Origin of the sequence: Synechococcus sp. UW106 (assembly GCF_900474015.1) — a bacterium.
GTDB lineage: Bacteria > Cyanobacteriota > Cyanobacteriia > PCC-6307 > Cyanobiaceae > Parasynechococcus.
In genome coordinates this window covers 46,866-69,816 of record NZ_UCNV01000012.1, presented here as the reverse complement: position 1 = coordinate 69,816, position 22,951 = coordinate 46,866, and the positions used below count along the sequence as shown (strand labels likewise).

26 protein-coding genes are annotated in these 22,951 nt (G+C 61.2%); 11 read left to right on the top strand and 15 right to left on the bottom strand.

What is annotated here, in order from left to right; genetic code table 11:
- Positions 1-27: 27 nt before the first annotated feature.
- The 6 genes from DXY30_RS12690 (at position 28) to DXY30_RS12665 (ending at position 4,925) form a co-directional block, all read left to right on the top strand.
- Positions 28-1,314, top strand: a complete 1,287-nt coding sequence (locus tag DXY30_RS12690) for a glucose-6-phosphate dehydrogenase assembly protein OpcA (RefSeq protein WP_115095271.1) — start codon at positions 28-30, stop codon at positions 1,312-1,314.
- Positions 1,315-1,328: 14 nt separating this feature from the next.
- Positions 1,329-2,756: a cobyrinate a,c-diamide synthase gene (locus tag DXY30_RS12685; RefSeq protein ID WP_115095270.1), complete on the top strand. Its 1,428-nt coding sequence runs from the start codon at positions 1,329-1,331 to the stop codon at positions 2,754-2,756.
- On the top strand, positions 2,684-3,004 hold the full coding sequence (locus DXY30_RS12680; RefSeq protein ID WP_371638813.1) for an acylphosphatase: 321 nt from the start codon (positions 2,684-2,686) through the stop codon (positions 3,002-3,004). The genes DXY30_RS12685 and DXY30_RS12680 overlap by 73 nt, the downstream gene beginning before the upstream one ends.
- Before the next feature lie 85 nt (positions 3,005-3,089).
- Positions 3,090-3,482, top strand: a complete 393-nt coding sequence (locus DXY30_RS12675; RefSeq protein ID WP_115095268.1) for a hypothetical protein — start codon at positions 3,090-3,092, stop codon at positions 3,480-3,482.
- A gap of 168 nt (positions 3,483-3,650) precedes the next feature.
- On the top strand, positions 3,651-4,238 hold the full coding sequence (locus tag DXY30_RS12670) for a histidine phosphatase family protein (protein WP_115095267.1): 588 nt from the start codon (positions 3,651-3,653) through the stop codon (positions 4,236-4,238).
- The gene (locus DXY30_RS12665; protein WP_115095266.1) at positions 4,239-4,925 is read left to right on the top strand and encodes a GAP family protein; all 687 of its coding nucleotides are present in this window, start codon (positions 4,239-4,241) and stop codon (positions 4,923-4,925) included. It abuts the gene before it with no gap.
- 1 nt (position 4,926) lies between these two features.
- Here DXY30_RS12665 and DXY30_RS12660 read toward each other — a convergent pair whose 3' ends face one another.
- From DXY30_RS12660 to folD, 5 genes are read right to left on the bottom strand one after another with little or no spacing between them, the layout of a single operon-like run.
- Positions 4,927-6,378 carry an ATP-dependent RecD-like DNA helicase gene (locus DXY30_RS12660; protein WP_115095265.1) on the bottom strand — a complete coding sequence of 484 codons (1,452 nt, stop codon included), beginning with the start codon at positions 6,376-6,378 and terminating at the stop codon, positions 4,927-4,929.
- Positions 6,375-6,887: a divergent PAP2 family protein gene (locus DXY30_RS12655; protein ID WP_115095264.1), complete on the bottom strand. Its 513-nt coding sequence runs from the start codon at positions 6,885-6,887 to the stop codon at positions 6,375-6,377. Before DXY30_RS12655 ends, DXY30_RS12660 begins: the two co-directional genes overlap by 4 nt.
- A complete protein-coding gene (gene crtE, locus DXY30_RS12650; protein WP_115095263.1) occupies positions 6,884-7,774 on the bottom strand; it encodes a geranylgeranyl diphosphate synthase CrtE in 891 nt (296 codons plus the stop codon). The genes DXY30_RS12655 and crtE overlap by 4 nt, the downstream gene beginning before the upstream one ends.
- Before the next feature lie 27 nt (positions 7,775-7,801).
- Positions 7,802-8,491: a TIGR02466 family protein gene (locus DXY30_RS12645; protein ID WP_115095262.1), complete on the bottom strand. Its 690-nt coding sequence runs from the start codon at positions 8,489-8,491 to the stop codon at positions 7,802-7,804.
- 8 nt (positions 8,492-8,499) lie between these two features.
- Positions 8,500-9,381: a bifunctional methylenetetrahydrofolate dehydrogenase/methenyltetrahydrofolate cyclohydrolase FolD gene (folD, locus tag DXY30_RS12640; RefSeq protein WP_115095261.1), complete on the bottom strand. Its 882-nt coding sequence runs from the start codon at positions 9,379-9,381 to the stop codon at positions 8,500-8,502.
- A gap of 70 nt (positions 9,382-9,451) precedes the next feature.
- Here folD and DXY30_RS12635 point away from each other — a divergent pair, with 70 nt between their 5' ends.
- Complete coding sequence (locus DXY30_RS12635) at positions 9,452-11,542, top strand: HDIG domain-containing metalloprotein (RefSeq protein WP_115095260.1); 2,091 nt, start codon at positions 9,452-9,454, stop codon at positions 11,540-11,542.
- A gap of 12 nt (positions 11,543-11,554) precedes the next feature.
- Here DXY30_RS12635 and DXY30_RS12630 read toward each other — a convergent pair whose 3' ends face one another.
- The 5 genes from DXY30_RS12630 to DXY30_RS12610 all read right to left on the bottom strand — a co-directional run bounded on the left by DXY30_RS12630 (position 11,555) and on the right by DXY30_RS12610 (position 13,534).
- Positions 11,555-11,815, bottom strand: coding sequence for a SemiSWEET transporter (locus DXY30_RS12630; RefSeq protein WP_170951261.1), 261 nt, complete (start codon positions 11,813-11,815; stop codon positions 11,555-11,557).
- Positions 11,799-12,404 carry an RluA family pseudouridine synthase gene (locus DXY30_RS12625; protein ID WP_244281409.1) on the bottom strand — a complete coding sequence of 202 codons (606 nt, stop codon included), beginning with the start codon at positions 12,402-12,404 and terminating at the stop codon, positions 11,799-11,801. The genes DXY30_RS12630 and DXY30_RS12625 overlap by 17 nt, the downstream gene beginning before the upstream one ends.
- An 8-nt stretch (positions 12,405-12,412) precedes the next feature.
- Positions 12,413-12,901: a hypothetical protein gene (locus tag DXY30_RS12620; protein ID WP_115095259.1), complete on the bottom strand. Its 489-nt coding sequence runs from the start codon at positions 12,899-12,901 to the stop codon at positions 12,413-12,415.
- An 82-nt stretch (positions 12,902-12,983) separates the two neighbouring features.
- Positions 12,984-13,286, bottom strand: a complete 303-nt coding sequence (locus tag DXY30_RS12615) for an MTH1187 family thiamine-binding protein (protein ID WP_115095258.1) — start codon at positions 13,284-13,286, stop codon at positions 12,984-12,986.
- The gene (locus tag DXY30_RS12610) at positions 13,286-13,534 is read right to left on the bottom strand and encodes a hypothetical protein (protein ID WP_115095257.1); all 249 of its coding nucleotides are present in this window, start codon (positions 13,532-13,534) and stop codon (positions 13,286-13,288) included. Before DXY30_RS12610 ends, DXY30_RS12615 begins: the two co-directional genes overlap by 1 nt.
- Positions 13,535-13,624: 90 nt before the next feature.
- On the opposite strand from DXY30_RS12610, the gene DXY30_RS12605 reads away from it, so the two are divergent.
- Positions 13,625-14,077 (top strand): hypothetical protein, encoded by a 453-nt coding sequence (locus tag DXY30_RS12605; RefSeq protein WP_115095256.1) that lies wholly within the window; start codon positions 13,625-13,627, stop codon positions 14,075-14,077.
- A gap of 66 nt (positions 14,078-14,143) precedes the next feature.
- Positions 14,144-14,353: a hypothetical protein gene (locus DXY30_RS12600; protein WP_115095255.1), complete on the top strand. Its 210-nt coding sequence runs from the start codon at positions 14,144-14,146 to the stop codon at positions 14,351-14,353.
- 18 nt (positions 14,354-14,371) lie between these two features.
- On the opposite strand, the gene DXY30_RS12595 is transcribed toward DXY30_RS12600, so the two are convergent.
- Positions 14,372-14,617, bottom strand: a complete 246-nt coding sequence (locus DXY30_RS12595; RefSeq protein ID WP_115025305.1) for a Nif11-like leader peptide family natural product precursor — start codon at positions 14,615-14,617, stop codon at positions 14,372-14,374.
- 61 nt (positions 14,618-14,678) lie between these two features.
- On the opposite strand from DXY30_RS12595, the gene DXY30_RS13705 reads away from it, so the two are divergent.
- Positions 14,679-14,978, top strand: coding sequence for a hypothetical protein (locus DXY30_RS13705; RefSeq protein ID WP_137006872.1), 300 nt, complete (start codon positions 14,679-14,681; stop codon positions 14,976-14,978).
- On the opposite strand, the gene DXY30_RS12585 is transcribed toward DXY30_RS13705, so the two are convergent.
- The gene (locus tag DXY30_RS12585) at positions 14,910-15,734 is read right to left on the bottom strand and encodes a carbohydrate ABC transporter permease (RefSeq protein ID WP_115095253.1); all 825 of its coding nucleotides are present in this window, start codon (positions 15,732-15,734) and stop codon (positions 14,910-14,912) included. The genes DXY30_RS13705 and DXY30_RS12585 overlap by 69 nt on opposite strands.
- A 10-nt stretch (positions 15,735-15,744) precedes the next feature.
- Positions 15,745-17,367, bottom strand: coding sequence for a 2-isopropylmalate synthase (locus DXY30_RS12580; RefSeq protein ID WP_115095252.1), 1,623 nt, complete (start codon positions 17,365-17,367; stop codon positions 15,745-15,747).
- Between the two features lie 109 nt (positions 17,368-17,476).
- On the opposite strand from DXY30_RS12580, the gene DXY30_RS12575 reads away from it, so the two are divergent.
- Positions 17,477-19,045 (top strand): glycoside hydrolase family 57 protein, encoded by a 1,569-nt coding sequence (locus tag DXY30_RS12575; RefSeq protein ID WP_115095351.1) that lies wholly within the window; start codon positions 17,477-17,479, stop codon positions 19,043-19,045.
- On the opposite strand, the gene crtL is transcribed toward DXY30_RS12575, so the two are convergent.
- Together crtL and gyrA are read right to left on the bottom strand one after the other, a co-directional pair.
- Positions 19,012-20,265: a lycopene beta cyclase gene (crtL, locus tag DXY30_RS12570; RefSeq protein WP_115095251.1), complete on the bottom strand. Its 1,254-nt coding sequence runs from the start codon at positions 20,263-20,265 to the stop codon at positions 19,012-19,014. The two genes, DXY30_RS12575 and crtL, sit on opposite strands and share 34 nt — an antisense overlap.
- Before the next feature lie 2 nt (positions 20,266-20,267).
- The gene (gene gyrA, locus DXY30_RS12565) at positions 20,268-22,871 is read right to left on the bottom strand and encodes a DNA gyrase subunit A (RefSeq protein WP_115095250.1); all 2,604 of its coding nucleotides are present in this window, start codon (positions 22,869-22,871) and stop codon (positions 20,268-20,270) included.
- Positions 22,872-22,951: the final 80 nt, after the last annotated feature.

Below are 22,951 nucleotides of genomic sequence, written 5' to 3'. Positions count from 1 at the left end.
CGCTCCACTCCTTGCTGCTCCGTCACGATGTCCCCTCAGCTCACCCTGCAAACCCCGCTTGAACTGGCACCTGCGGAGGTACCCCACTACCTCGAGCAACTCTGGTCCCCCGAGCAGCAGGGCAGCACGGGCACCGGTGCGAACACCTTCTGTCTGCTGATCTGGCAACCCGCCTGGGCCGAGCAGCAATTGATCCGCAGTGGCCGCCTGCCTGGGCCCATCACCGGACAGCAGTCCGCCCCCTTGATCGCTGCGGGTCGCCAGGCGGTGATGGATGCCGACCTCCCCCTCAGCACACCTCCCCTCGATGGGTCCGTGGTGAAGGCGGTGGCTGATTTTGGGGGACAGGCCAGCGCAGAAGACCTGCGTGGGCAGTACATCGATCCGGCCCTGAGTGCACTGATGCCTCGTCGCCTGATCACCCTGGCACCAACGATTGATGCGGAGCAGTCGTTGGAAACACTCGTGGCCGCCTACTGCCCGCTGCCTGAAGAAGGGGGAGGCACCACCGCGTGTGGGGATGTTGTGGTTCTGCGGGGCGGCCATGGCGCCCTCAATGAGGGACTGTCAATTCTCGAACCGCTGCTGCCGTCATCGATGCCGGCCTGGGTCTGGTGGAACGGATGCATGGACGAAGCGCCGGACCTGATGCAGCGGCTGACCAGCGCGCCCCGTCGTCTGATCATCGATACAGCGATGGGTGATCCGCATCAGTGCCTTGACCTGCTGCGCTCCCGCGTGGAGAACGGCCAGGCGGTGAACGATCTCAACTGGCTGCGATTGCGCAGCTGGCGCGAGACCCTCGCCATGGTGTTTGACCCGCCGCAACAACGTGATGCCTTAATCCACATCACGCGCCTGGACATCGATGTCGAGGGGCATCATCCCGCCCAAGGGCTGCTGCTTGCCGCCTGGATCGCCGATCGGCTCGGCTGGACGTTGGTCTCGTCTGCCGCGACCGACGACGGCACATCAGCCCTGTTCAAGCGTTCCGATGACACGGAGGTGCGCTTTCAACTGATGGCTGTACCGACGGGCCAGCCCAATGTGCATGCGGGACAGATGGTGGGGCTTCGACTGATTGCTGAGCCGGAGAACGGGCAAGGCGTTTGTGTGATTCTCTGCGCTGAATCCGGGGGGTGCATGCGTTTGGAAGGCGGCGGCATGGCCAACCTCGAGCTGCATGAAGAAGTTGTTCCCGTTCAGCACGACACCCCGGAAATGGATGTCGCCCGACTGCTCGGCGGCGGTCACGACAGCACCAACCCCCTCCTGGCCGCTGCTGCACCATTAGCTGCCAGGCTGCTGGGCTGAGCCGCGTTTAAGCCATGGCCGCCGTCATTGCTGCACCAGCCAGTGGCAGCGGCAAGACCCTGCTGAGCCTGACGCTGTTGAGCTGGGCGTATCAGAACGGACGACGGATCCAACCGTTCAAGGTTGGACCGGACTATCTCGATGCCCAGCTGCTGAGCCAAGCCTCCGGTCAGGCCTGTCGCAACCTCGATCTCAATTTGTGCGGGGAAGACTGGGTTCGGCAGGCATTTCACGGTTACGGCGGAGTCGCTGACCTAACCCTCGTGGAGGGAGTGATGGGCCTGTTCGACGGCATCGGCAGCAGTGAAACGGGAAGCACCGCCGACGTGGCCCGCCTGCTGGGCTTGCCGGTGGTGCTGGTGCTAGATGCCGGGGGGCAGGCCGCCTCCCTCGGCGCCCTCGTTCGCGGATTCCGCGATCACGATCCCAACCTGGCAATCGCCGGAGTGGTACTGAACAAAGTCAGCAGCCCCAGGCACCGGGAGCTCCTCGGCGAGGTCCTTGACCGCATGCAGGTGCCCTTGCTGGGCTGTCTACCGCGCACCGAGGCCCTTGCACTACCGGGCCGTCATCTCGGTTTGGCCCCTGCCCATGAAGTGGAAGCTCCCGAACAACGACGCCAAGCCTGGGCCGCTCTGGCCAGCGAGCATCTGAACATGGAACGCCTGGAGCCCTTGCTTCTGGCACCCCGCCAAGGGCCGCACCCTCTGGCCGACATCCCAGCGGTGAAGGGGCAACCCCTTCCTGTGGCTCTTGCCAGTGATGCTGCCTTTCACTTCCGGTACCAGGAAACCTTTGAACTGCTGGAGCAGATGGGCATGCCCGTGCTCCGTTGGAGTCCCCTTGCCGATGCGCCCATCCCTGCCGAAGCCAAGGGGCTGATCTTGCCGGGCGGCTTCCCAGAGCAGCATGCAGCCCAACTCAGCGGCTGCGAACAAAGCCTGAGATCTCTTCGACAGTTCGTGCAGCATCGGCCGGTCTACGCCGAATGCGGTGGAATGCTCGTGCTCGGACAGAGGCTTCAGGACCTCAATGGCAACGGGCACAACATGACGGGCATTCTTCCGTTCAAGGCCCAGCGTGGCCGGCTGCAAGTGGGCTACCGCCGCCTGCAGGCTAGGCGGGACAGCCCTGTCGTTCAAAACGGTCAAAAGCTCGTTGGTCACGAATTTCACCGTTGGGAGCTGCACACCAATCGGCAGCCCTCCGACCGATCAGTGCTGTGGGACATTGAGGGATGGAAAGTCCATCGACATTCGGAAGGATGGGTCGATCAGACGGTTCACGCGAGCTGGGTACACCTGCACTGGGCCAGCTCTACGACGATTTGCTCCCGATGGCGCGCCGCGCTCGAAGCCGGGGAGAAGCGATCGCCAAACGATTTGTCAGCCGCCAGCAACACCAACGGATCCAACTGTTCGTCGAACGCTGGCGCTGGGTGATCGAGGGACGCGTCCAACGGGTGGGATTCCGCGCCAGCTGCAGTCGGCGCGCCCTGGATCTTGGGATCAGCGGATGGGTTCGCAACCAAAGCGATGGCAGTGTCGAAGTGCAAGCCGAAGGCCCACCACTCGCCTTGTCTGAACTTCGGGCCTGGTGTGAGGTCGGACCTCCGGGCGCGCGAGTGCTTCGGGTGAAACCAAGCCAGCTCCCTGTCACAGGCGATGACTGGTTCGAAGTGCGGTACTGAAACGTACAAGCGAAAACATTGGGAAGGACGCTGCCACGCTCAGCCCACCTAGCTACGGCTGAAGCAGGACCTTCGCGCCTGACGCATGCTCCGCTTCGGATTTGTCCTCTTGATCACAGCACTGCCCCTGCTCGGCATGGAGGCGATGAGCACGCGACGGGAGACGACGAAGCAGGTGTTCGATTCAGCGACAGAGGCCCTCGAGGCCTGTCAGAGCTGGAGGCACAGGGAAGGACAGTTTTCGGCGTTGATTCCTGCTGCTGAACCGGTGTCAGATCAGGCACGCGAAGTACACACCGACATCCGCAGCTGTGAAGCCGATTTAGACCGTGCACTGATTCTGGGGCGCCGCTACAGCGTTGTGGCCAACGTTCACTACAACAAAACACTGCGGTCGCTGCACCGCCCGATCAATCGCACCTTTCCTTACCTGCTAACAGGTGGCAAAACTGACGACTATGAACCTGGCGTTCCTTGAGCAACTTCCTTGACACCAAAGACAAAGCCTTCTGGAGAGCCATTCTCGGCGTTGTGAGCCTAGGGATAAGTATTGGCCTGGCTGCCCTGATCCTGAAGCTGTGATGCAGGCTGCTGACTTGTCGGCCAACACTGCCCAACCTGAGCGGGCCACGCTGCGATCAAGCTGATGTCACGCCAGCTCTGGTTGTTGCGCCATGGAGCAACAGAGTGGGCACTGAACGGTCGGCACACCGGCTGCACAGATCTGCCACTCCTGCCCGAGGGGGAAGCCGAGGCCAGTGCCCTCTCTCCGATCCTCGGTCAACAGCCCTTCGCAGCCGTGTTTAGTTCTCCCCTCCAACGGGCCAGACGAACCTGTGAACTAGCTGGTCTTGGCGACCAGATGCAGATCTGCGACGACATCATCGAGTGGAATTACGGCGACTATGAAGGGGTCACAACCACCACGATCCGCAAAACCGTGCCGGACTGGACCGTATGGAGCCATGGCTGCCCTGGGGGAGAGGACGCTCAGCAAGTTGAGGCTCGCTGTGAAAGAGCGATCCGCACAGCGCTAGCCGTTCCAGGAGCAGGGGATGTTGCCTTGTTCGCCCATGGCCACATCCTCAGGGCACTAGCTGGAACATGGCTGGGCCTGGGAACCTGCGGCGGCCAACTGCTGCCTTTAGGGACAGCCTCCGTGAGCATCCTGGGATGGGAACGCGACATCCGGGCCATTCAGCGCTGGAATTGCCCGACAACTCTGCAGGCCTGAATGGCAGAACCCAGGATCTGGACGGAGCTGCTGACCTACGGGCTTGGCGTGGCACTCTCCCCCATTCATATCGTTCTGATGATGCTGCTACTGCTCGGTGCGTCGCCACTGCGGCGAGGTGGCTTGTTTCTGGGTGGATGGCTGCTGACCAGCGCCCTTGCAGTTATCGGGCTGCTGACTCTTGGACATGGACTACTCCTGGACATGACCCAGGGATCCGACCACCGGACAGGCCTGGATCTGATTGGCGGAGGAGCCTTAATCGCCCTGGGCGGGCGTGAACTGGTTCGAGGCGTGCTGGAAAACGGAGAAGCCCCGTCCTGGAGCGGTGCCGTGGATCGCTTTGCGGCAATGCCACTTCCCTTGCTGTTACTGATCAGCAGCGTCACAGAAGTCATCAGTCCCGACGACCTGCTGCTGTTCGCCAAGAGCGCAGCCGTGATTCTCGCCGCACAGTTGCCTTTGCGTGAAGAAATTGCCTGCAGCGCAGGGTTCAGCGCCGCGGCCAGTGCCCTGCTTTTGATTCCATTTTTGGCTGTGTTAGCCGGACGTCAGCGGGTCCTGCCGCTTCTGCAAAACGGCAAAGCAGCCCTTCTCCGACGCGGGGAACTAGTAGTTGGAAGCCTGAGTTTCGGGCTAGGGGCCTATCTGGGCTGGCAGGGCCTCAGTGGGCTGATGATGAGCTGATTCATTTGGGTTCTCTCGCGTTGTCGAATTCGCGCTGCCACGAGGCGCGCAGGTCAGACGACGTCTCCCCCCCGAGCAACCAGACCCCCGTGCGAGCACGGGACACAGCGACGTAACAGAGCTGCTGACGAATCGAAGGATCAGCCCGAAACACATCAGGAGCGACAAAGACGTCTCCGAAACTGCTGCCCTGACTGCGGTGGACCGTGAGCACCGCCGCCGGCCCCAGTGAAGCGAAAGCATCGCGAATCAAAAAGTACTGACGCCAGATTGCTCGCCCGTTTTTTTTACCGGCATCACGGGCCTGCTTGCGCAGGCGGTGCATCACAGCATCAAGCTCCTGACGACCGGAACTCCCGATCGGAGGCTGCAGGCGCAGGGTGAGTTCCAGATCCCCGGCATTCACTGTCGCAGACAGCGTCTCGATCACAGGCACGGAACCGTCGGCTGACGACAGGCCGAAATCCGCCAGATCACAGGCTTCCGGCTTGATGTCACGCACAGTCACTTCGCGGTTGGAGCCCAACACCATGTCGGGTTCTTCACCGGCCTCTTCACCATCCCTTGAGGCCGGTGCCATCACCGCAGTACGACTGATCAGCACCTCACCCGGCAGTACCGGCATCTGATCCGCCATCTCCCCGTGGATGGCACGGCGCGCATGGGGCACCAAACGATCCAAGGTGCGGTTTGTGTAGCAGAGGATGCGTGCGGCGTCGGGGTTGTCTTGCACCGAAGCCTCCCGCAAGGCACGCCGGGCCTGATCCAGCCACTCGCGTTGGATCAAGCTGCACACCTGGCCCTGCGGTGATCGAATCGGAGGCATCAGCGGCGGCATCTGGCAGGGCAAGCGACCCTCCCGGAGACCAGAGGCCAGCTGGAGCACAGGTCCTTGATGACGAACCACCTCGGTCAACGTGGCGGAACAAGACCGTTGCATCGCAAAAACGGGGCTGTTCTCCTCTCCCACCGGTGGCAACTGGGCGGGGTCGCCAACGAACACCAGACGGGTCTTGAACGGATGGGCGCACTGGAGGGCAATGCCCAGCAGGGTGCTGTCGACCATGGAAGCTTCGTCAATCAGCACCAAACCAAGGTTCTCCAGGGCCATGGCCGTCTGCTCTGTGGGTTCGCAGAGTTCAGAGTCAGCGGATCGCTTGAGCTTCAGCCGCAACAAACGATGGATGGTGGAGGGATACCAGGTGGGTTGGAGACCCTCCAACTCCAGCGCCTGGCGTAAAACGCCAACCGCTTTGTGGGTCGGCGCCACAACGGTCCAACACAATCCGCTGGCTTCCACCTGCCTTAACAGCCGCATCGAGAGGAAGGTCTTGCCGCTGCCGGCAAAACCACTGAGCACAAACGGCGTGCCATCAACCGGCTGATTGAGCCAGGCCGCAAAGGCATCTGCCGCCGCCTGCTGATCAGCGGTGAGCTCGGCGGCTGCGGTCACCCCAGCCCCGCTCCAAGAAGGGCTACCAGATGGAGCGGTGATCCCAAATACACCAAGCCGGGCAAGGCGATAGCGGGGCCCATCAGGCTGCCCACCAGCACCTGCAGCCGACTGTGGCCCAGGCTTTCCTTAAGCGGCTTCGCATGGGGCTCCGGCCAAAGCGAATCAGGCAGGCCGTTGACCCGTTCCGCCGTCAACCCGGCAGCGCGACGAATGCCGCTGGCGTCGTACATCACGACAAACGCCACCATCGCCGCGAGGGCGAACAGGGGGTGATCAAAGCCAAGGGTCCATCCAACACACGCCGCCGTCCCTGTGACCAGGGCGGAGTGGCTGGAAGGCATGCCACCGGTTTCAATCAGCACCGCCGGACGCCAACGGCGGTGCAGCAGCAACTCGAGGAACAGTTTGGACAACTGAGCCACACCGCAGGCCATCAAACCCCAGGTCAGCGCACTGTTGTCGAACATCTCCCGCACAACAGCGTGGGAGGAAATGGCTTCGATCATCGGTCGCGGCTGGTGATGAAGTCGGCCAATGCGAGCAAGGGAACCGCCTTCTCGGCCCAAGGCTGGAGGGCTTCTTTCGCTTCATTGACCAACGCGTCAGCCCTGTGGCGGGATTCTTCTAACCCCAGAAGCTTGGGATAGGTGGTCTTATCGGCGATGAGATCTTTGCCGGCGGTTTTGCCCAACACCTCGCTGCTGGCGGTGATGTCGAGAATGTCGTCAATGATCTGGAACGCCAAGCCGATCCCCCTCGCGTAGATGCGGAGGGCCTTGATCAGCGCATCATCGGCGCCGCCAATCATGGCCCCAGTAATGACACAAGCGCTCAACAGGGCTCCTGTTTTGTGGAGGTGGATGTATTCGAGGGTTTCAAGATCCACCTCCTTTCCTTCGCTTTCCAGATCCACCACCTGGCCGCCCACCAGACCTGGCGCACCGGCCACCAACGACAGTTCTCCCACAACCTTGAGCAGACGCTCAGCAGGAACATCCGGACTGCGCAGAGCCACCATTTCAAAGGCTCGGGTCAGCAGTGCATCACCCGCAAGGATGGCAACGGCTTCGCCGTAGACCTTGTGATTGGTGGGACGACCACGCCGCAAGTCATCGTCATCCATGGCCGGCAGGTCGTCATGGATTAGCGACATGGTGTGGATCATTTCAAGCGCCACCGCCGTCGGCAGAGCCTGCGATGCGTCCCCCCCGGCCAACTCGCAGGCGGCGAGGCAAAGAATTGGACGCAACCGCTTTCCACCGGCAAGCAGCGAATACCGCATTGCTTCCCTTAAGGACTCCGGCCTCTCAGGACCTAGGGATCCATCAAGTGCCGTTTCCACCCGCTGTTTGGCCTTGCCGAGATAGGCCTTGAAATCAAACTCGGCGCTCATGGGTGGACCCTGGCTGGCGGGATTCTCTCAGGCCGAGTCCTTGATGCCGAGTGGGACCCAATCCATGGGGTGGGGTGTTCGCATCTCGCGTCCCTTCCCTGGCGCCGTGGTGATGGCCAGGTCATAGGAGACCGAATAGCGGGGTCCTGCCCCTTCATAGGGGAGCACCCGATGCCGAAGATCCGAAGGGAACAACAACAGTCGGTGGGGCGTCGGCGCAAAAACACCACCGGAGACGGCGGCATCGCGATAGGGAATCGCCATCACATGGCTGAAGTAATCATCGGGAGCCTCAAATTCAAGCTCCCCACTCTCGTTTGCCGGATCTGCCAACACATAAAACACCGCACTCAACTGAGCATTGCGATGGCTGTGCAGATCAATTGTTCCGCCATCTCTGGCACAAACCACGGGCCAGGCCTTTTGGATGTGCGCCACAAGGCCGTGATCGTTCCCCAGGAGCGCACGGAGATAGTCCGACACGTGAACAGACAACTGAGCGTTCAGCCACTGGAATGCATCCATACGATGCAATTGATCCAGGCCGGCGTGGCCTAACAAATCTCCCGTGAGGTTGTTGCGATCGCTGAACTCAGGGTGCTGATACACCTGCGCGTCGAACTGCTCAAGCTGTTGCTGCATGGCTGCGGCCGTGGCTACATCCGGTTCAAGATCCGCCTGCAGAACGGGTGTTGGAAACAGCCAGTGCAGCGCCATTGAATCGATCAGGGCACGAGATCGTCCAAATCATGGTCAATGTTGTGGCGTCTGCACCAGGCGACCACGGTGTTGACCAGAAGCATCGTGACCGTCATCGGTCCGACACCTCCTGGAACAGGTGAGATCGCACCGGCGATCGACTCGATTTCATCAGCGCGAACATCACCGCATAGACCGCCTTCAGGCTTGCGGTGAATACCGACATCCACCACAGCCGCACCCGGCCGCACGTGGTCTGCCCCGATGAACTGGGGACGCCCTGCCGCCACAACCAGAATCTCAGCCTCCTGGGAGTGCGCCGCCAGATCTGCCGTGCGGGAATGGGCAATGGTGACGGTCGCGTTGGCCGCCTGAAGCATCAAGGCCATCGGTTGTCCGACAAGAATGCTTCGACCGATCACCACAGCGCGCTTGCCCGCCGGGTCGATTCCATTGCTGCGCAGCAACGCCATCACTCCTGCGGGGGTGCAGCTGCGCGGGCCCGGTTCCCCCTTAAGCAGCCGGCCGAGATTGAGCGTATGTAGACCATCTGCATCCTTCTCGGGATCAATGGCCATCAGCAGCGGCCCCTCATCAAGGCCTCCAGGAAGCGGAAGCTGGAGCAGGATCCCATCCACCTCCGGGTTGGCATTCAACCGTTCAATGGTCTGAAGCACGTCCGCAGCAGGAGTGTCGCCGGGGAGGTGATCGCCAAAGCTGGCCACACCAATCCGAGCACAAGCCTTTTCTTTGTTGGCGACGTAGACAGCACTGGCCGGATCATCTCCGACACGCAGCACCGCTAACCCTGGCGGTCGCCCCACCTCAGCCAGACGCTGTTCGATCAGGGATTGAAGACGACGCTCCACATCCCTTGCCAGCACCTTGCCATCCAAACGCAGGGCCATGGCATCTCAGTCCACTGCGTCCAGCATGCCCTCTGGAGAGAGCTAGCGTGAAGCCGCTACGGGGTCCTTTTTGGTTCGCGTTCCACGGCTAAGCAGCCTCAGGAGGAACTGGCTGCGGCTCGAGGGCCCAGGGAGCCGACTGCTGCGCTGGACGCGCTTGCAAACCCTCATCGTTCTGCTGTTGTGCCTATCTGTGGCGGCCGTCTCAAGCCTGCCTTGGCTGATCAAACCAGAACTCCAGCCGGGATCGCTGGCACCATTTGACGCCATCGCGCCGAAAGATGTCCTGGTTCAGGACAACACCGCCCTTGAGCAGCAGCGCGCCTCTCTGGTGGCGCGATCAGTGGTCCAGGTCATCGATCAAGACCAGAACCAACGACTTAAACAACGCCTGGAGCAGCAACTGCTTCAGCTGCAGGAGGTCACCAACACCGGTTCGGGAGCCCGAATCGGGCCGGTCAACCTGTCCGAGCCGGAGCAGAAGTGGCTGGAACAACGCAGCGAACAGGAGCATCTCGCCTGGGATGTCGCGGTGCGAAGCACTGCCAATCGGATGCTCAGCCAAGGACTGGTCAGCAATCTGGCCGTTGAGCAATTGCGCCGGGCCGCCGACCTTCAACTGAAGGCTGTCGCACTGCAGGAGCCGGCGTCCAGATCCCTAGCCGCCAAGGTGCTGACCAGCACCCTGCGCGGGAGCAGCAACCTGCGCACCGACCCGAACCTGAGTAAACAGCTGATCGAAGAGCAGCTAACCAAACAGGCCATCCCGACGATCCAAGTGCGCAAGGGAGATCTGATCACCCGCAAAGGCGAACCGATCAGTCCCCAGGCCTACGACGTGCTCGATTATTTCGGCCGCGTGCGCCGCGAACCCCAACCTTTGATTTGGTTTCAGCGGTTCGTGGAAGCTGCTGCTGGCTGCGCAGCAATGCTGTTAGTGATGCGGCGAGAACGGCCTGGCCTGGAGGTCCGCCATGCCCTGCTGGCGGTGGGACTTCTTCTCCTGGTGCAGGTCGCCAAACTCTGGTTCAAGGGAACCGTGAGCCCGCTCGCCGTTCTGGTGCCACCCACCCTGGTGCTGGCTGAAGGTCTCGGTACCGGCTGCGGTTTGGTCTGGATGGGTGTAGCCGCTCTGCTCTGGCCTGAACCCGTGCAGGGTCTGGGAGATGGTCGTCTTCTTGTGGCAGCAACGGTCGCTGCAGCTGGCGCCTTGATCGCGGGCCGTCAACGCAGCCGCGGACAGCTCCTGCAATTAACGGTGCTGCTGCCGATCGGCGCCCTTGTTGGCCAGTGGCTGCTGCTGCAACTACAGCCCTTCACCGGTCTGCGGCTCTGGGGAAGCCTGAATCCCAGCCTTGATGAATTGGCCACCGACGCCTTGCTGCTCGGGATTCTCCTGATGTTCAGCCTGCTGCTGATCCCCATTCTCGAGGGATCCTTTGGACTGCTCACCCGGGCGCGGCTGCTTGAACTGGCGGATCAAGAACGTCCCCTGCTCCGCCGCCTTTCCTGCGAAGCCCCTGGAACGTTTGAACACACCCTGATGATCTGCGGACTCGCGGAGGAAGGGGCGCGCGCCATCGGTGCTGACGTGGATCTGATCCGGACCGGCTCGCTGTATCACGATGTCGGCAAACTGCATGCTCCTGACTGGTTCATCGAGAACCAGAAAGACGGCCCCAATCCCCATGACGCGCTCGACGACCCCCAGGCGAGCGCGGCGGTTCTTCAAGCCCACGTGGATGAGGGTCTGAAGCTGGCGCGGCGCCACCGCCTACCCAGGCCTATCGCCGATTTCATCCCTGAACATCAGGGAACCTTGAAAATGGGGTACTTCTTTCACAAGGCCAAGGAGCGCGGTGCAGCGGTTGAGGAACGCCGCTTTCGGTACAAAGGCCCCGAACCTCGCTCCAAGGAAACAGCAATTTTGATGCTGGCTGACGGATGTGAGGCAGCCCTGCGATCCCTTCCTCCCGACACCTCTGATGCGCAGGCAGTGGATACGGTGCGGCGAATCGTGGAGTCACGACAGCGGGATGGACAACTGCGCAAAAGCAGCCTCAACCGCAGCGAAGTGGAATTGGTGATCCGTGCCTTCGTACAGGTGTGGCGACGGATGCGCCACCGCCGCATTCCCTATCCGATTCCAGCGCGACGTTGATCGGCTGCTCCTTCATCGGCATCCAACAATCTTGCGCTGCAGCACAACGGCAGCCGGAACCAGGGTGATCAGGTTGGCAACCAGCACAGGGCCATCCTTGACCAGCAAGCCGTACAGCGACCAAAGCGCAACGCCACTGGTGAATAGGCCATACATGCCCAAAGAGATGGACTTGGTGTCACCACTGCGCAGCGTCTTGATGGCCTGCGGAAAGAAGCTGACCGTCGTCAAGCCCGCGGCAACGTAGCCAACGAGTTCAGAACTCAGTTGCAAAGGGAACCTCCTGCGAGATCAAACGAACGCGTCGGTGGGTGAAGGGATGCCGAAAGCTCAAGGCCTGGGAATGCAAATGCAAGCGGAACGAACGAGCGGCATCCCCATAGATCGGATCACCAACGATGGGGTGTCCGAGCTCGGCCAAATGGGCCCGCAGCTGATGGGAGCGCCCCGTGAGCGGGCGCAGCCAGATCCGCGTGCCGTGGGCACAAGCAGCGCAGACTTTCCAAAGGGTTAGCGCCAGACGTCCCTCGGGATGGCGGCCGTAGCGCGGGGGTTGGCGTGACAGTCGTGCCAAGGGGCTAGCAATGCAGCCGCGGCCAAGGAGCTCCCCCTCAACATCCGCCTGGTACAGCTTGTTGATCCGACGTTCGGCAAATAGGGCACTGAGCCGTCGTAGGGCATCGGCACTCCTGGCCAGAAGCAGCACACCCGAGGTGTCGCGATCCAAGCGGTGGACCAATCGCAGACCATGCTCCTTGCGCTGCAATCGGGTGATCACGGAGTCCTGTTGATCAGGCCCGAGGCCCGGTTGCGTCAGCAGGCCGGCGGGCTTGTCGACCACCATCAGCCAAGGGTCGAGCATCAGCAGCTTCAAGGGGAGAGTCGAGTGGCGCAGTGTTTTTCAAACAAGGCCACCACCTGGGTAGGCGGCAGAGCCTGAACCAGCCGGGCTTCCGCCTCAACGTGATGCTGACTCGTGTGATACAGCTGCAACTCGTGAAAAGTATCCGGCTCAAGACGGCGGGCCTCCGCCATGTTTTTGGCAAGCAACGGCGCGGGCATCAAGTTTCCGCCTTTGCACGACTGCATGACATGGGCTGATTCGTGGGCCAGAACGACCCAAACAACCGATGGATCGTCGGGAAGGTTATTGCCACACATCAAGAGGGCCTGCTTGCCCTCATGAAAGGCCCCCAGCAAGCCCGCAGGACAGTCAGGCGCCACCAGCGCATTCACGCCCGCCCGCTGCAGCAGCCGCAGGTAACTGGCGATGCGATCCCACGTTGACGCCTGAACGGCTCCTCCCGTCAGGTTCATGACCAGCAGAGCCAACAACACCCCCCCGAAACCTCGACGCATGGGGCAGAGCAGCGCTAAACAATCTCATTGATCCCAAAAGCGACTCAAGTCGAGCCGAAACCCACCAAAGATCTATAGATTTTCAATCACTGAGGAGGTTCTCAACGGAAGCGACCTTCTCGGAGAACGACTGCTGCCGATCGGTGCGGGTGTTGAGCTTGAGCGTTGTGTAGAGCCGTGGAGCCCCCATGCTGTGCAACTCAACGTGACAAGCACGCACACAAGCCATGACCTCCTCCCAGGGGCCTTCGATCGCGGTGCCATTGGGACCCAGCTGATGCTTAAGGCCCGTGGCAGCAATCACGCGTTCACAGGCGGCGATGTACGGGGAAAGACTGACGCCAACGCCGATCGGCACAACGCAGAGGTCAACACTGACCCACATCAATCCACCATCACGCTGGATTGGCTCAAGCAGCTGACCGGATAGTCAATGGTGCGCCAACTACCGCTGTCGGTTCGCACTTCAACTGCAATTCCCTGCTGTCCCATCGAACATCGAGCCCCTTGTCCAGTGCACCAATCACTGGCCTCGGCGAGGGCCAGTTCCAACGTTTCGTAAGGGGCATCGAGCACCGGATGAGGCTGACCGTCAAGGCCAACCAACCGGTAGCGGGAGCGATGTTTGGCCATCGCGATCCAATCCCGGAAGTGTCACCATTCTCCCATGTTCATGGCCCCGAATCATCCACACACTGGAGCCAGCAACATGGCGGCAACGACATGAGTGAGCAGCTGCAGCAGGCCTACAACAGCTTGATGGCCAAGGCCCCGGGGGCAGCGTTTCAGAAAGCTCGTGCCCTGTATCTCAACAAATATCCACTTCCCCAACCTGACAGCAATGTCCCACTGCGTCTTTACGTCTGCGAGGAGCAGCTTCAGGAATCCGTGCAGCCCGCCAACGACGGCCACCCGAACCACCGTCTGGCCATTCTCCAGTCACGACCGGGGCAATTGGCCGTGGTGCACTGGCAACAGCCCGATCCCCCTGAGACGGAACTACTCCGCAGCTACCTCCAAAACACCTGGGATCTCAACACGGACGAACTGAAGATCACGGCTCTCAGCGATCCCTGGTTCCGTGACGGCGGTCATCAGAGCCGGTTTGCAGCACCGGTCGGGCTGGCCTGGCAACAACAAACCCTATTAACTCTCCAGGAGGGAAAAGAAAAGTAATTCCGCAGATCGAAGCAGGCTGCAAGAACGCACCGCTAGCGATCAATTAGAGCCCCCTCTCAGCTAATGCACACCAAGTACGCCGAGCGCTACGTGCTGCGGTCCTCCTCAGCCGGCGGTTACCTCGGCGTCAATGCCGTTGATCAACACATCGAGCGGCAGCCATCCCTGGACAAGGCCTGGATTTTCCACACCCACGATGGTGCCGTCACCCACGCCCGCTGGATTGGAGAAGTGCACGGCGAAACACCGGACGTCGTGAAACTCGATCAATGAAAAGTGAAGCGTTGGTGGTCAGCCGTTGATGAAATTGCGGAGGCGACGCGATTCCGAGGCCTGATCCTGCTGAAGCTCCGCAGCTGTTCTGACGCGATGTTCACGCTGCTGTGCCGCAAAGACATCCGCCTCGGTCAAGACGTATCCGCGCTCGGCAGCGAGTGCAAGAAACTGCTCAAGATCCATGGGCTGTGCCAAGGCCTGGGCCAGTCCAGGATCGCTGTCCCGAAGGTTCAGAAATTGATCCAGATCGTCGAGAGACATCAGAGCAGCTCTTGTTGGAACATCCCATTCAAGTCAGCATCAGCCTGATTCGGGAGGTCGAATGCTGTTGAAACTGATCAGCTGCGGCAGCCTCGCTCTTGTGAGTGTTCTCGTCGTAACGCTGCTGAAGGGATTGCAACAGCAGGATCAACGCATCCATGCGCTGCAAGAACGGATCCATCAGCTGGAGCAACAAACACCAGACCATGCCCACAGCGACCTGCTCAGCCAACAGATGGGCTTGATGCAGGAACGCATGGATGCCTTTGCGGCCATGCGCACGTCCATCAACTCATCCCTTCACAGCATCCCCGCTGGCATTGGGCAGGATGAAGCGCTGCAACAGCACGAACAGCAATAGAACCGGAAGGATTGACACCACCGATCCGGCCGCAACGATCCGCCAATCCAGTGAAAAGCTGCTGGACAGCTGCTGCAGCCCCAAAGGGAGTGTGTAAAGCGATGGGTCGTCAAGAATCACCAGAGGCCAGAGAAAATCACTCCAAGTGCCGATGAAGACAAACATCGCCAGGGTGATGAGATCAGCTTTGGCAGCCGGGATCATCACGTTCCACCATTCCCCCAAGCGACTGCAACCGTCGATCCGTGCCGCCTCCTCGAGTTCCTTGGGAACGCCAAGAAAGCTTTGGCGCAGGAGATAAAGGCCAAAAGCGGTGGCCGCCTGGGGGATCACCAAGGCCAGCAGGGTGTTACGCAACCCCAACTGAACCATCAGCAGATACAGCGGAATCATCACCACCTGAAAAGGAATCAGGATCGTGGCCACCACGAGGGCCAGCACAACTCCTCTGCCCGCAAAGCGAAGCCGGGCCAGGGGATAAGCGGCCAGGGAACAGAACAGCAGGTTGGCCAGTACCGCCAACACACTCACAACGGTGCTGTTGAACAGATAGGTGGTGAGGGGATTGTCTTGAAACAGCCGGAGATAGGCATCAAAGCTCGGCTGTGAGGGCAGCAACGCCGGCGGACTGCTGAAGATGTCTTCGGCTGGCCCCTTGAGGGAGGTGCTCACCAACCAGAGCAGAGGGGTGAGCACCAGAAGAGCCAGAAGAATCAGCAGCACCAGCTGGATAGCCCGTGCGATTGAGGTGCGCATGGCTTCGGCTCTAGAGCGTCGGTCGGCCCTCCAGAACAACAGGATCTTTCTGAGGATGCAATGACTGACGCTCCTGACCGGCCACCAGACGGTTGAGGGCATTGACGAAGGCCATTGCCGCAGCGACCACCACGTCGGTGTCGGCAGCGTGGCCGGAATACAAAGCACCATCGCGGCGCAGACGAATGGTCACGTCCCCCATGGCATCGATGCCCTCCGTCACGGACTTGACCGAAAACTCGATCAACTCATTCGGAACACCAGCCAAGTCGTTCAGGGCACGACACACGGCATCCACCGGACCAGTCCCAACCGCAGACCCAGTTTTCTCACTGCCTTCTTCGTCCAACAGCGTGACGGTGGCGGTGGGGCGCAGGCTGCTTCCGCAGCTGACCTGAACCAGCTTCAACTGGAAGCGGGCTTCAGGCTGCTGCACCTGTTCGCTGACAATCGCCTCCAGATCTCGGTCTGTGATCTCCCGCTTGCGATCGGCGAGTTCCTTGAAGCGAGCAAACGCTTCATCGAGATCGTCGCGAGTGAGGTCATAGCCCAGTTCCTCCAGACGGGCGCGAACGGCACTGCGACCGCTGAGCTTGCCGAGAGAGATGCGGTTGTCAGACAACCCCACGGTCTTGGCATCGATGATTTCGTAGGTCAGCCGGTTCTTGAGCACGCCGTCCTGGTGAATGCCAGATTCATGGGCGAAGGCGTTCGCACCGACGATTGCCTTGTTGGGCTGAACAACCATCCCGGTGAGATTCGAGACCAGCCTGGAGGTCTTGGTCAGCTCTTCGGTGCGTACGGCGGTCAGCGGCGTAGGGCTTTCCTCATCCCGTCCGAAGAACGGGTTGTAGTAGCGACGCCGCACATGCAACGCCATCACCAACTCCTCGAGGGATGCATTGCCGGCGCGTTCGCCAATGCCATTGATCGTGCATTCGAGCTGACGGGCGCCGTTCTTAACCGCTTCAAGGAAATTCGCCACCGCCAGACCGAGATCGTTGTGGCCATGCACCGAGATCACGGCATCGGCGATGTTGGGCACGTGCTGAGTGATGCCCGCGATCAGAGCACCGAACTCCGACGGCGTGGTGTAGCCAACGGTGTCGGGAATGTTGATCGTGGTGGCACCCGCAGCAATCGCCGCCTCAATCACCTCATAGAGGAACTCCGGATCACTTCGCCCTGCGTCTTCACAGGAGAATTCAACGTCTTCCACCAGCGAGCGGGCATAGCTCACCATCTCGGGAACGATGCCCAGCACATCGGCACGGCTTTTGCGCAGCTTGTGCTCGAGGTGAATGTCGCTGGTGGCAATAAAGGTATGAATGCGCCGACGCGGCGCCGGTGCAACCGCATCGGCGCAGGCCTTGATGTCTGCCCTCGAGGCCCGGGCCAAGCCGCAAATGATCGGACCGTTGTCCCCACCGACCTGCTGGGCGATCCGCTGCACAGCGGCAAAATCACCGGAACTGGCGAAAGGGAATCCAGCCTCGATCACATCCACGCCGAGCCGAGCCAGCTGCTGGGCGATGGCCAGCTTCTCCTCAAGGTTGAGGCTCGCCCCCGGAGACTGCTCACCATCCCGCAGGGTGGTGTCAAAAATCAGGACGCGACCGGGGTCCTTGGCCATGGAAGGGGCTCCAGCGGAGGTCTTAGTCGGAATGACTATGAGTTAACTCATCTTAGTTCAGGCATGGAGATGGAATCGGATTAAATTCAGCCACCGTTTGGGCTTGTTCGTGACCAAAGGCGCTGTCGCCCTGGTGTTGCATGCCCATCTGCCCTACGTGCGATCGGCAAAACCAGGCTCTCTGGAAGAGGACTGGTTTTTCCAGGCACTGATTGAGTGCTACCTGCCCCTGCTCGAAGCGCTGGAACAGGCCAGCGCCGACCCCAACCAACAGCCCAAACTCACCATCGGCTTATCGCCGACGCTGCTGTCGCTGCTGAGTGATCAGGACCTCAAGCAGCGCTTTCCCCAGTGGCTGAACGAGAGGCTCGCGCTGCTGCCAAAGGCGGATCCTGCGCTCCGCGATGGCGCCGAGCATCTGGCGGCGGCCATCAAGCGACACAAAGGGGCATGGCAGGACTGCGATGGTGACTTGATCCAGCGTTTCGCAGCCCTGCAGCGCCAGGAGGTGATCGATCTACTCACCTGCGGCGCAACCCATGGCTACCTCCCCCTGCTGCGCCATCACCCGGAAGCGGTGCGCGGTCAACTGCGCACCGCGGTGCGGGAACACCAGCGCCTCGTCGGGGAATCGCCTCTGGGGATCTGGCTACCTGAATGCGCCTATTACGAAGGGCTGGATCGCTGGATGCGCGATGCCGGGCTCCGCTATGCCGTGCTGGACGGCCATGGGCTGCTGCATGGCCGGCCCCGGCCCCGCTATGGGGTGTACGCCCCGATCTGCAGCCGTAATGGGGTGGCGTTCTTTGGGCGTGACAGCGAAGCCACGTTGCCGGTGTGGTCAGCCAAGGACGGCTACCCCGGCGATCCCCACTACCGGGAGTTCCATCGCGATCTGGGCTGGGACCTACCCATTGAGGAGCTCAAGCCCCTCGGGCTCGACCAGCCGCGACCCCTCGGGCTAAAGCTGCATCGGGTCACCAATCACAGCGCACCCTTAGACCAGAAACGCCCCTACGAACCGGGGGTGGCTGCCGAAAGGGTGAAGCAGCATGCAGCCGATTACCTGCAGGGCCGTCGCCGTCAGCTAGATCAGCTCGACAGTGCCATGGATGTATGCCCACTGCTGGTGGCCCCCTTCGACGCCGAACTGTTTGGCCACTGGTGGTTTGAAGGGCCGGCCTTTCTCAGCCAGTTGTTCCAGCAGGCGCCTCAGCAAGGGGTGAGCTTCACCCGGCTGCGCGATGTGTTGAACAGCGTTGGCCAGCTCCAGCTCTGTGACCCCTCCCCCTCAAGCTGGGGGCAGGGGGGCTATCACGACTACTGGCTGAACGACAGCAACGCCTGGATCATCCCAGAGTGGGAACGGGCCAGTGCAGCAATGGTGCAGCGCTGCAGCCGCGGGGTGGGCAGCGAGCAGGCCATGCAGTGGCTGCAGCAGGCCGCGCGAGAACTGTTGCTGGCGCAGTCCTCCGACTGGAGCTTCATCCTCCGGGCCGGCACCACTACCGAACTGGCCAGAGACCGGGTTCAGCGACACCTGGGTCGCTTCTGGCAGCTGATGCAGGCGATCGACGGAACCACCGAGCTGCCGGAGGGGTGGCTCGAAGAGGTGCAGATGGATGACCGCCTGTTCCCGCTGATTCAGCCGTTGGACTGGGCCCAGGTCGGCGATTGAGCTGGGGCTGCCCCCAGCACCAGCCCCCGCCGCAATTCCCAAGGTGAAAGTGCAAACAAACGCAGCATCACGCCCATCAAGCGCGGCAGCGGCAGGGTATTGGTGAGGAAGCCAAACCAGTCTTCCCGCGGCAAGGAAAAGAAGGTGGCGAAGTGGGTGCGCAACAACGCTTCGTTGAATCCCATTAACCGACCCAGCCCGAACTGATACAGCTGATGGCGTAGCACCAACTCGATCGGCCAGAGCGCCTGCCAGCCCCTTTGTGCCAATGCCGCTGAACCAAGCGATGGGTTGGCCAGCGCGACCGCCAGTGCCTGAGCTAGATCCGGACCCCGCCGTAACAGCGATCCCACCATGTAGCCCGAGGCCGGATGCACCAAGCTCGCCGCTCCACCGAAAGCCAGCACCGGCTGACTGCGATCGGGCAACGGCAGATTCATCGGGAAGAGGCAGAACTCTTCATGGATCACCTCAGTGATTTCCACACCACGCTGATCCAAGCGCTGCTGCAGCCGTTGCTTGAGCACCTCGTAGGGAACACCCGGTGCCAAAGCAAGAGAGGTTTCTTCCACGAAGAACACCCCATCACCAAAATCCATCGCATAGAGAAAGGTGGGCGGTTCACGGCGTTGCGCTTCGCTGAGGTGATCACAGCGGTAGTCCATCAACACAAAGCGACCCGACTCGATCGGCGGTTTGGAGAAGCGCCCCACCACGCCGTAGGCCGCCTGGCCAGCCACCGGCCCCTGATCCGGGCGGCGAATGTGGGGTGTGCGCGAGCCGGAGGCATCGATCACCAATCGTGCCTTCAACGTGGTTCCCGATGCACAGCTGACGCTGGTTGTTGCTCCGCTCACCTCCACAAGTTCTGCGCTTTCCTGACGCCATGTCACCCCTTGAGCCCGCTCCAGCCAGTAGTGCTGTAAGGCAGCCCGATCGAATAATCCATAGTCAATGCCATGGCTGTAGCTCTGATCCTGAGCCGTTGTGCCGCCTGCGCCGAAATAACTGACGGTGTCGCTCCAGCGGTGCTCCAGCAGCTGTACGAGTCCCACCGCTTTGAGTTCATCGGCCCAGATGCCGTAGGTGTTTGGCCAAGGAGCGTCGACCCGTTCGGGAGCAATGCCGGCAACAGCCACTCCCCGTTGATTCAGTTCAGAAGCGATGCAGAGGGCGGCAGGACCGCCCCCCAGCACCAGCACATCCACCGGCTCAGCCAAGGTCAGCTGTCCTGCGCGTCTGATCCGGTGACTTCCGATGCAGTGGTGTCGTCGTCAGCAGATTCGTCTACGGCTTCCGGCGGCACCAGCACCACCTTGAGCAGCCGGTCACCTTTGTCCAGCTTCTGCAGACGAACACCCGTGGCAGCCCGCGACTGCTGGGGAATGGCATCGGCGCTGGTGCGCACGATCACCCCCTTCTCGCTGACGAGGAGCAATTCCTCTCCGGCACCGAGCACACTCAGGCCCACCAGTTCATCGGCCTCGGTGCGGAACTTCATCGCCCGCAGACCCATGCCGGCTCGCTTCTGCAAACGGAATTGCGTCACGGGCACGCGCTTGCCCAGACCCGAAGCCGAAGCCACTAGCACCCAGGGGCCCTCGCTGGCGGCGTCCTCTTCTTCCTCTGCGCTGGCGGCCACCTGATCGGCGAGTTCCACCGGCAGCACATCCATGCTCACCAGGGCATCACCATCGCGCAGATTCATCGACCGCACGCCACGTGCCGTGCGCCCCAGGGGCCGCAGCTCCTCATCACTGAGACGGAAGTGGATGGTCATTCCCGCTTTGGAGCCAATCAAGACGCTGTCGCCGGGAACAGCAAGGCGCACCCAGGTGAGGGCGTCGCCCTCTTCCAGGTTGATGGCGATCAAGCCATTGGAGCGGATGTTGCTGAAGGCCGAAAGCCGGGTGCGTTTGATGAAACCGCCGGTGGTGAGCATCAGCAGGTCGGTGTCGTCGCTGAACTCCGACACGGGAATCAACGATGTAATGGCTTCTTCCCGTGGAATCGGCAACAGCTGGACCACCGGCGTACCCTTCGCAGTCCGACTGCACTGGGGAACCCGGTAGGCGGGCAAGGCATAGGACACGCCTCGATCGCTAAACAACACCAAGGTGTCGTGGTCGTTGCAGCTGATGAACAGCTTCACGGCATCCTCACCCTGGCTCCGGGTTCCGGCCTTGCCGCGCGTCCCGCGGCTGGTGGCTTCAAATTCGCTCACCGGCATCCGCTTGAGATAACCGGTCTCGGTGAGCAGAACCACCGAACGCTCATTGGCGATCAGGTCGATGTCGGAGAGTCCACCTCCGAGGTCCAGGATCTCCGTGCGACGAGGGATGGGGTAGCGATCCTGTAACTGACCGAGCTCGGCCTGAATGATTCCGAACACCCGCTCGCGGCGGCCAAGGATGTCCTTGTAGTCGGCGATCTTGGTGACCAGATCCTCATGTTCAAGACGGATCTTGTCGGCTTCAAGGGCGGTTAGACGACGCAGCTGCATCTGCAAAATTGCGTCGGCCTGGATGTCTGAGAGGCCGTGAAGTTCCTGCAGCTGTTGGCGTGCCGTCGCCGTGTCGGGAGCGGCCCTGATCAAGGCAATGATCGGGTCCAGCTGATCGAGGGCAAGCAGCAGGCCCAGCAGGATGTGGTCGCGTTCCTCCGCTTTGCGCAATAGGTAGCGGGTGCGGCGCTCAATCGTCTCGACCCGGAAGTCGAGGAACACCTCGAGCATCTTGCGCAGGGTGAGCAGGATCGGCTCGCCGTTGACCAGCGCCAACATGTAGGCACTGAAGTTGGCTTGCAGAGGGGTGAGCTTGAACAGGTTGTTCAACACCACCTGCGGGTAGGCATCACGGCGCAACTCCACAACGATCCGCATGCCGTCGCGATCGCTCTCATCCCGGATGTCGGAAATCCCTTCGAGCTTTTTGTCGTTTACCAGCTCAGCGATGCGCTCAATCAGTGCCGCTTTGTTGGTTTGGTACGGAAGTTCCGTGATGATCACAGCATCGCGATCGGGGCGCCCGGGGACCTCAAGCGTTTCAATGCAGGCCACGCCGCGCATCGTCACTGAGCCCCGACCGCCCAGGTAGGTGTCGCGGATGCCATCACGACCGAGGATTTGACCGCCGGTGGGGAAATCGGGGCCAGGAATCAACCGAATCAGCTCTTGGTCGCTGATCTCGGGATCGGCGATTAACGCCAGCAACCCGTCAATCAGCTCATTGAGGTTGTGGGGGGGAATGTTGGTGGCCATGCCCACCGCGATGCCTGCCGAACCATTCAGCAGCAGCTGAGGGATCCTGGCGGGAAGCACCGTGGGCTCCTGCTGGGAACCATCGAAGTTGTCGGCAAAATCAACCGTCTCAGCCTCAATGTCCTCCAGCAGGCTGTCGGTGGTCAGCGCCCGCAACCGCGATTCGGTATAACGCATGGCTGCCGGTGGATCGTTGTCCACAGAGCCGAAATTGCCATGCCCATCAATGAGGGGCATCGACATGGAGAAGTCCTGGGCCATGCGCACCAGGGCGTCGTACACAGCGGTGTCGCCGTGGGGGTGATATTTGCCGAGCACTTCGCCCACCACACGGGCACATTTGCGATATGGCCTGTCGCTGGTGAGGCCCAGCTCATACATCGCGTAAAGGATTCGTCGATGCACGGGCTTGAGACCATCGCGGGCATCGGGCAGGGCCCGGCCAACGATCACACTCATCGCGTACTCCAAATAGGAGCGCGACATCTCGTTGCGTAGGTCCGTCTGAATAATCCGATCGTCGGAACCGCCAGGACCGCCGCCGACAGGCCCCACAGAATCCGTCATACGTGCATCAGACGTCCTTTAACAGTCTATCTCGGACAGTGGAAGCAATAGGAAAACTCCGGATAAAATCCCAACCGCTT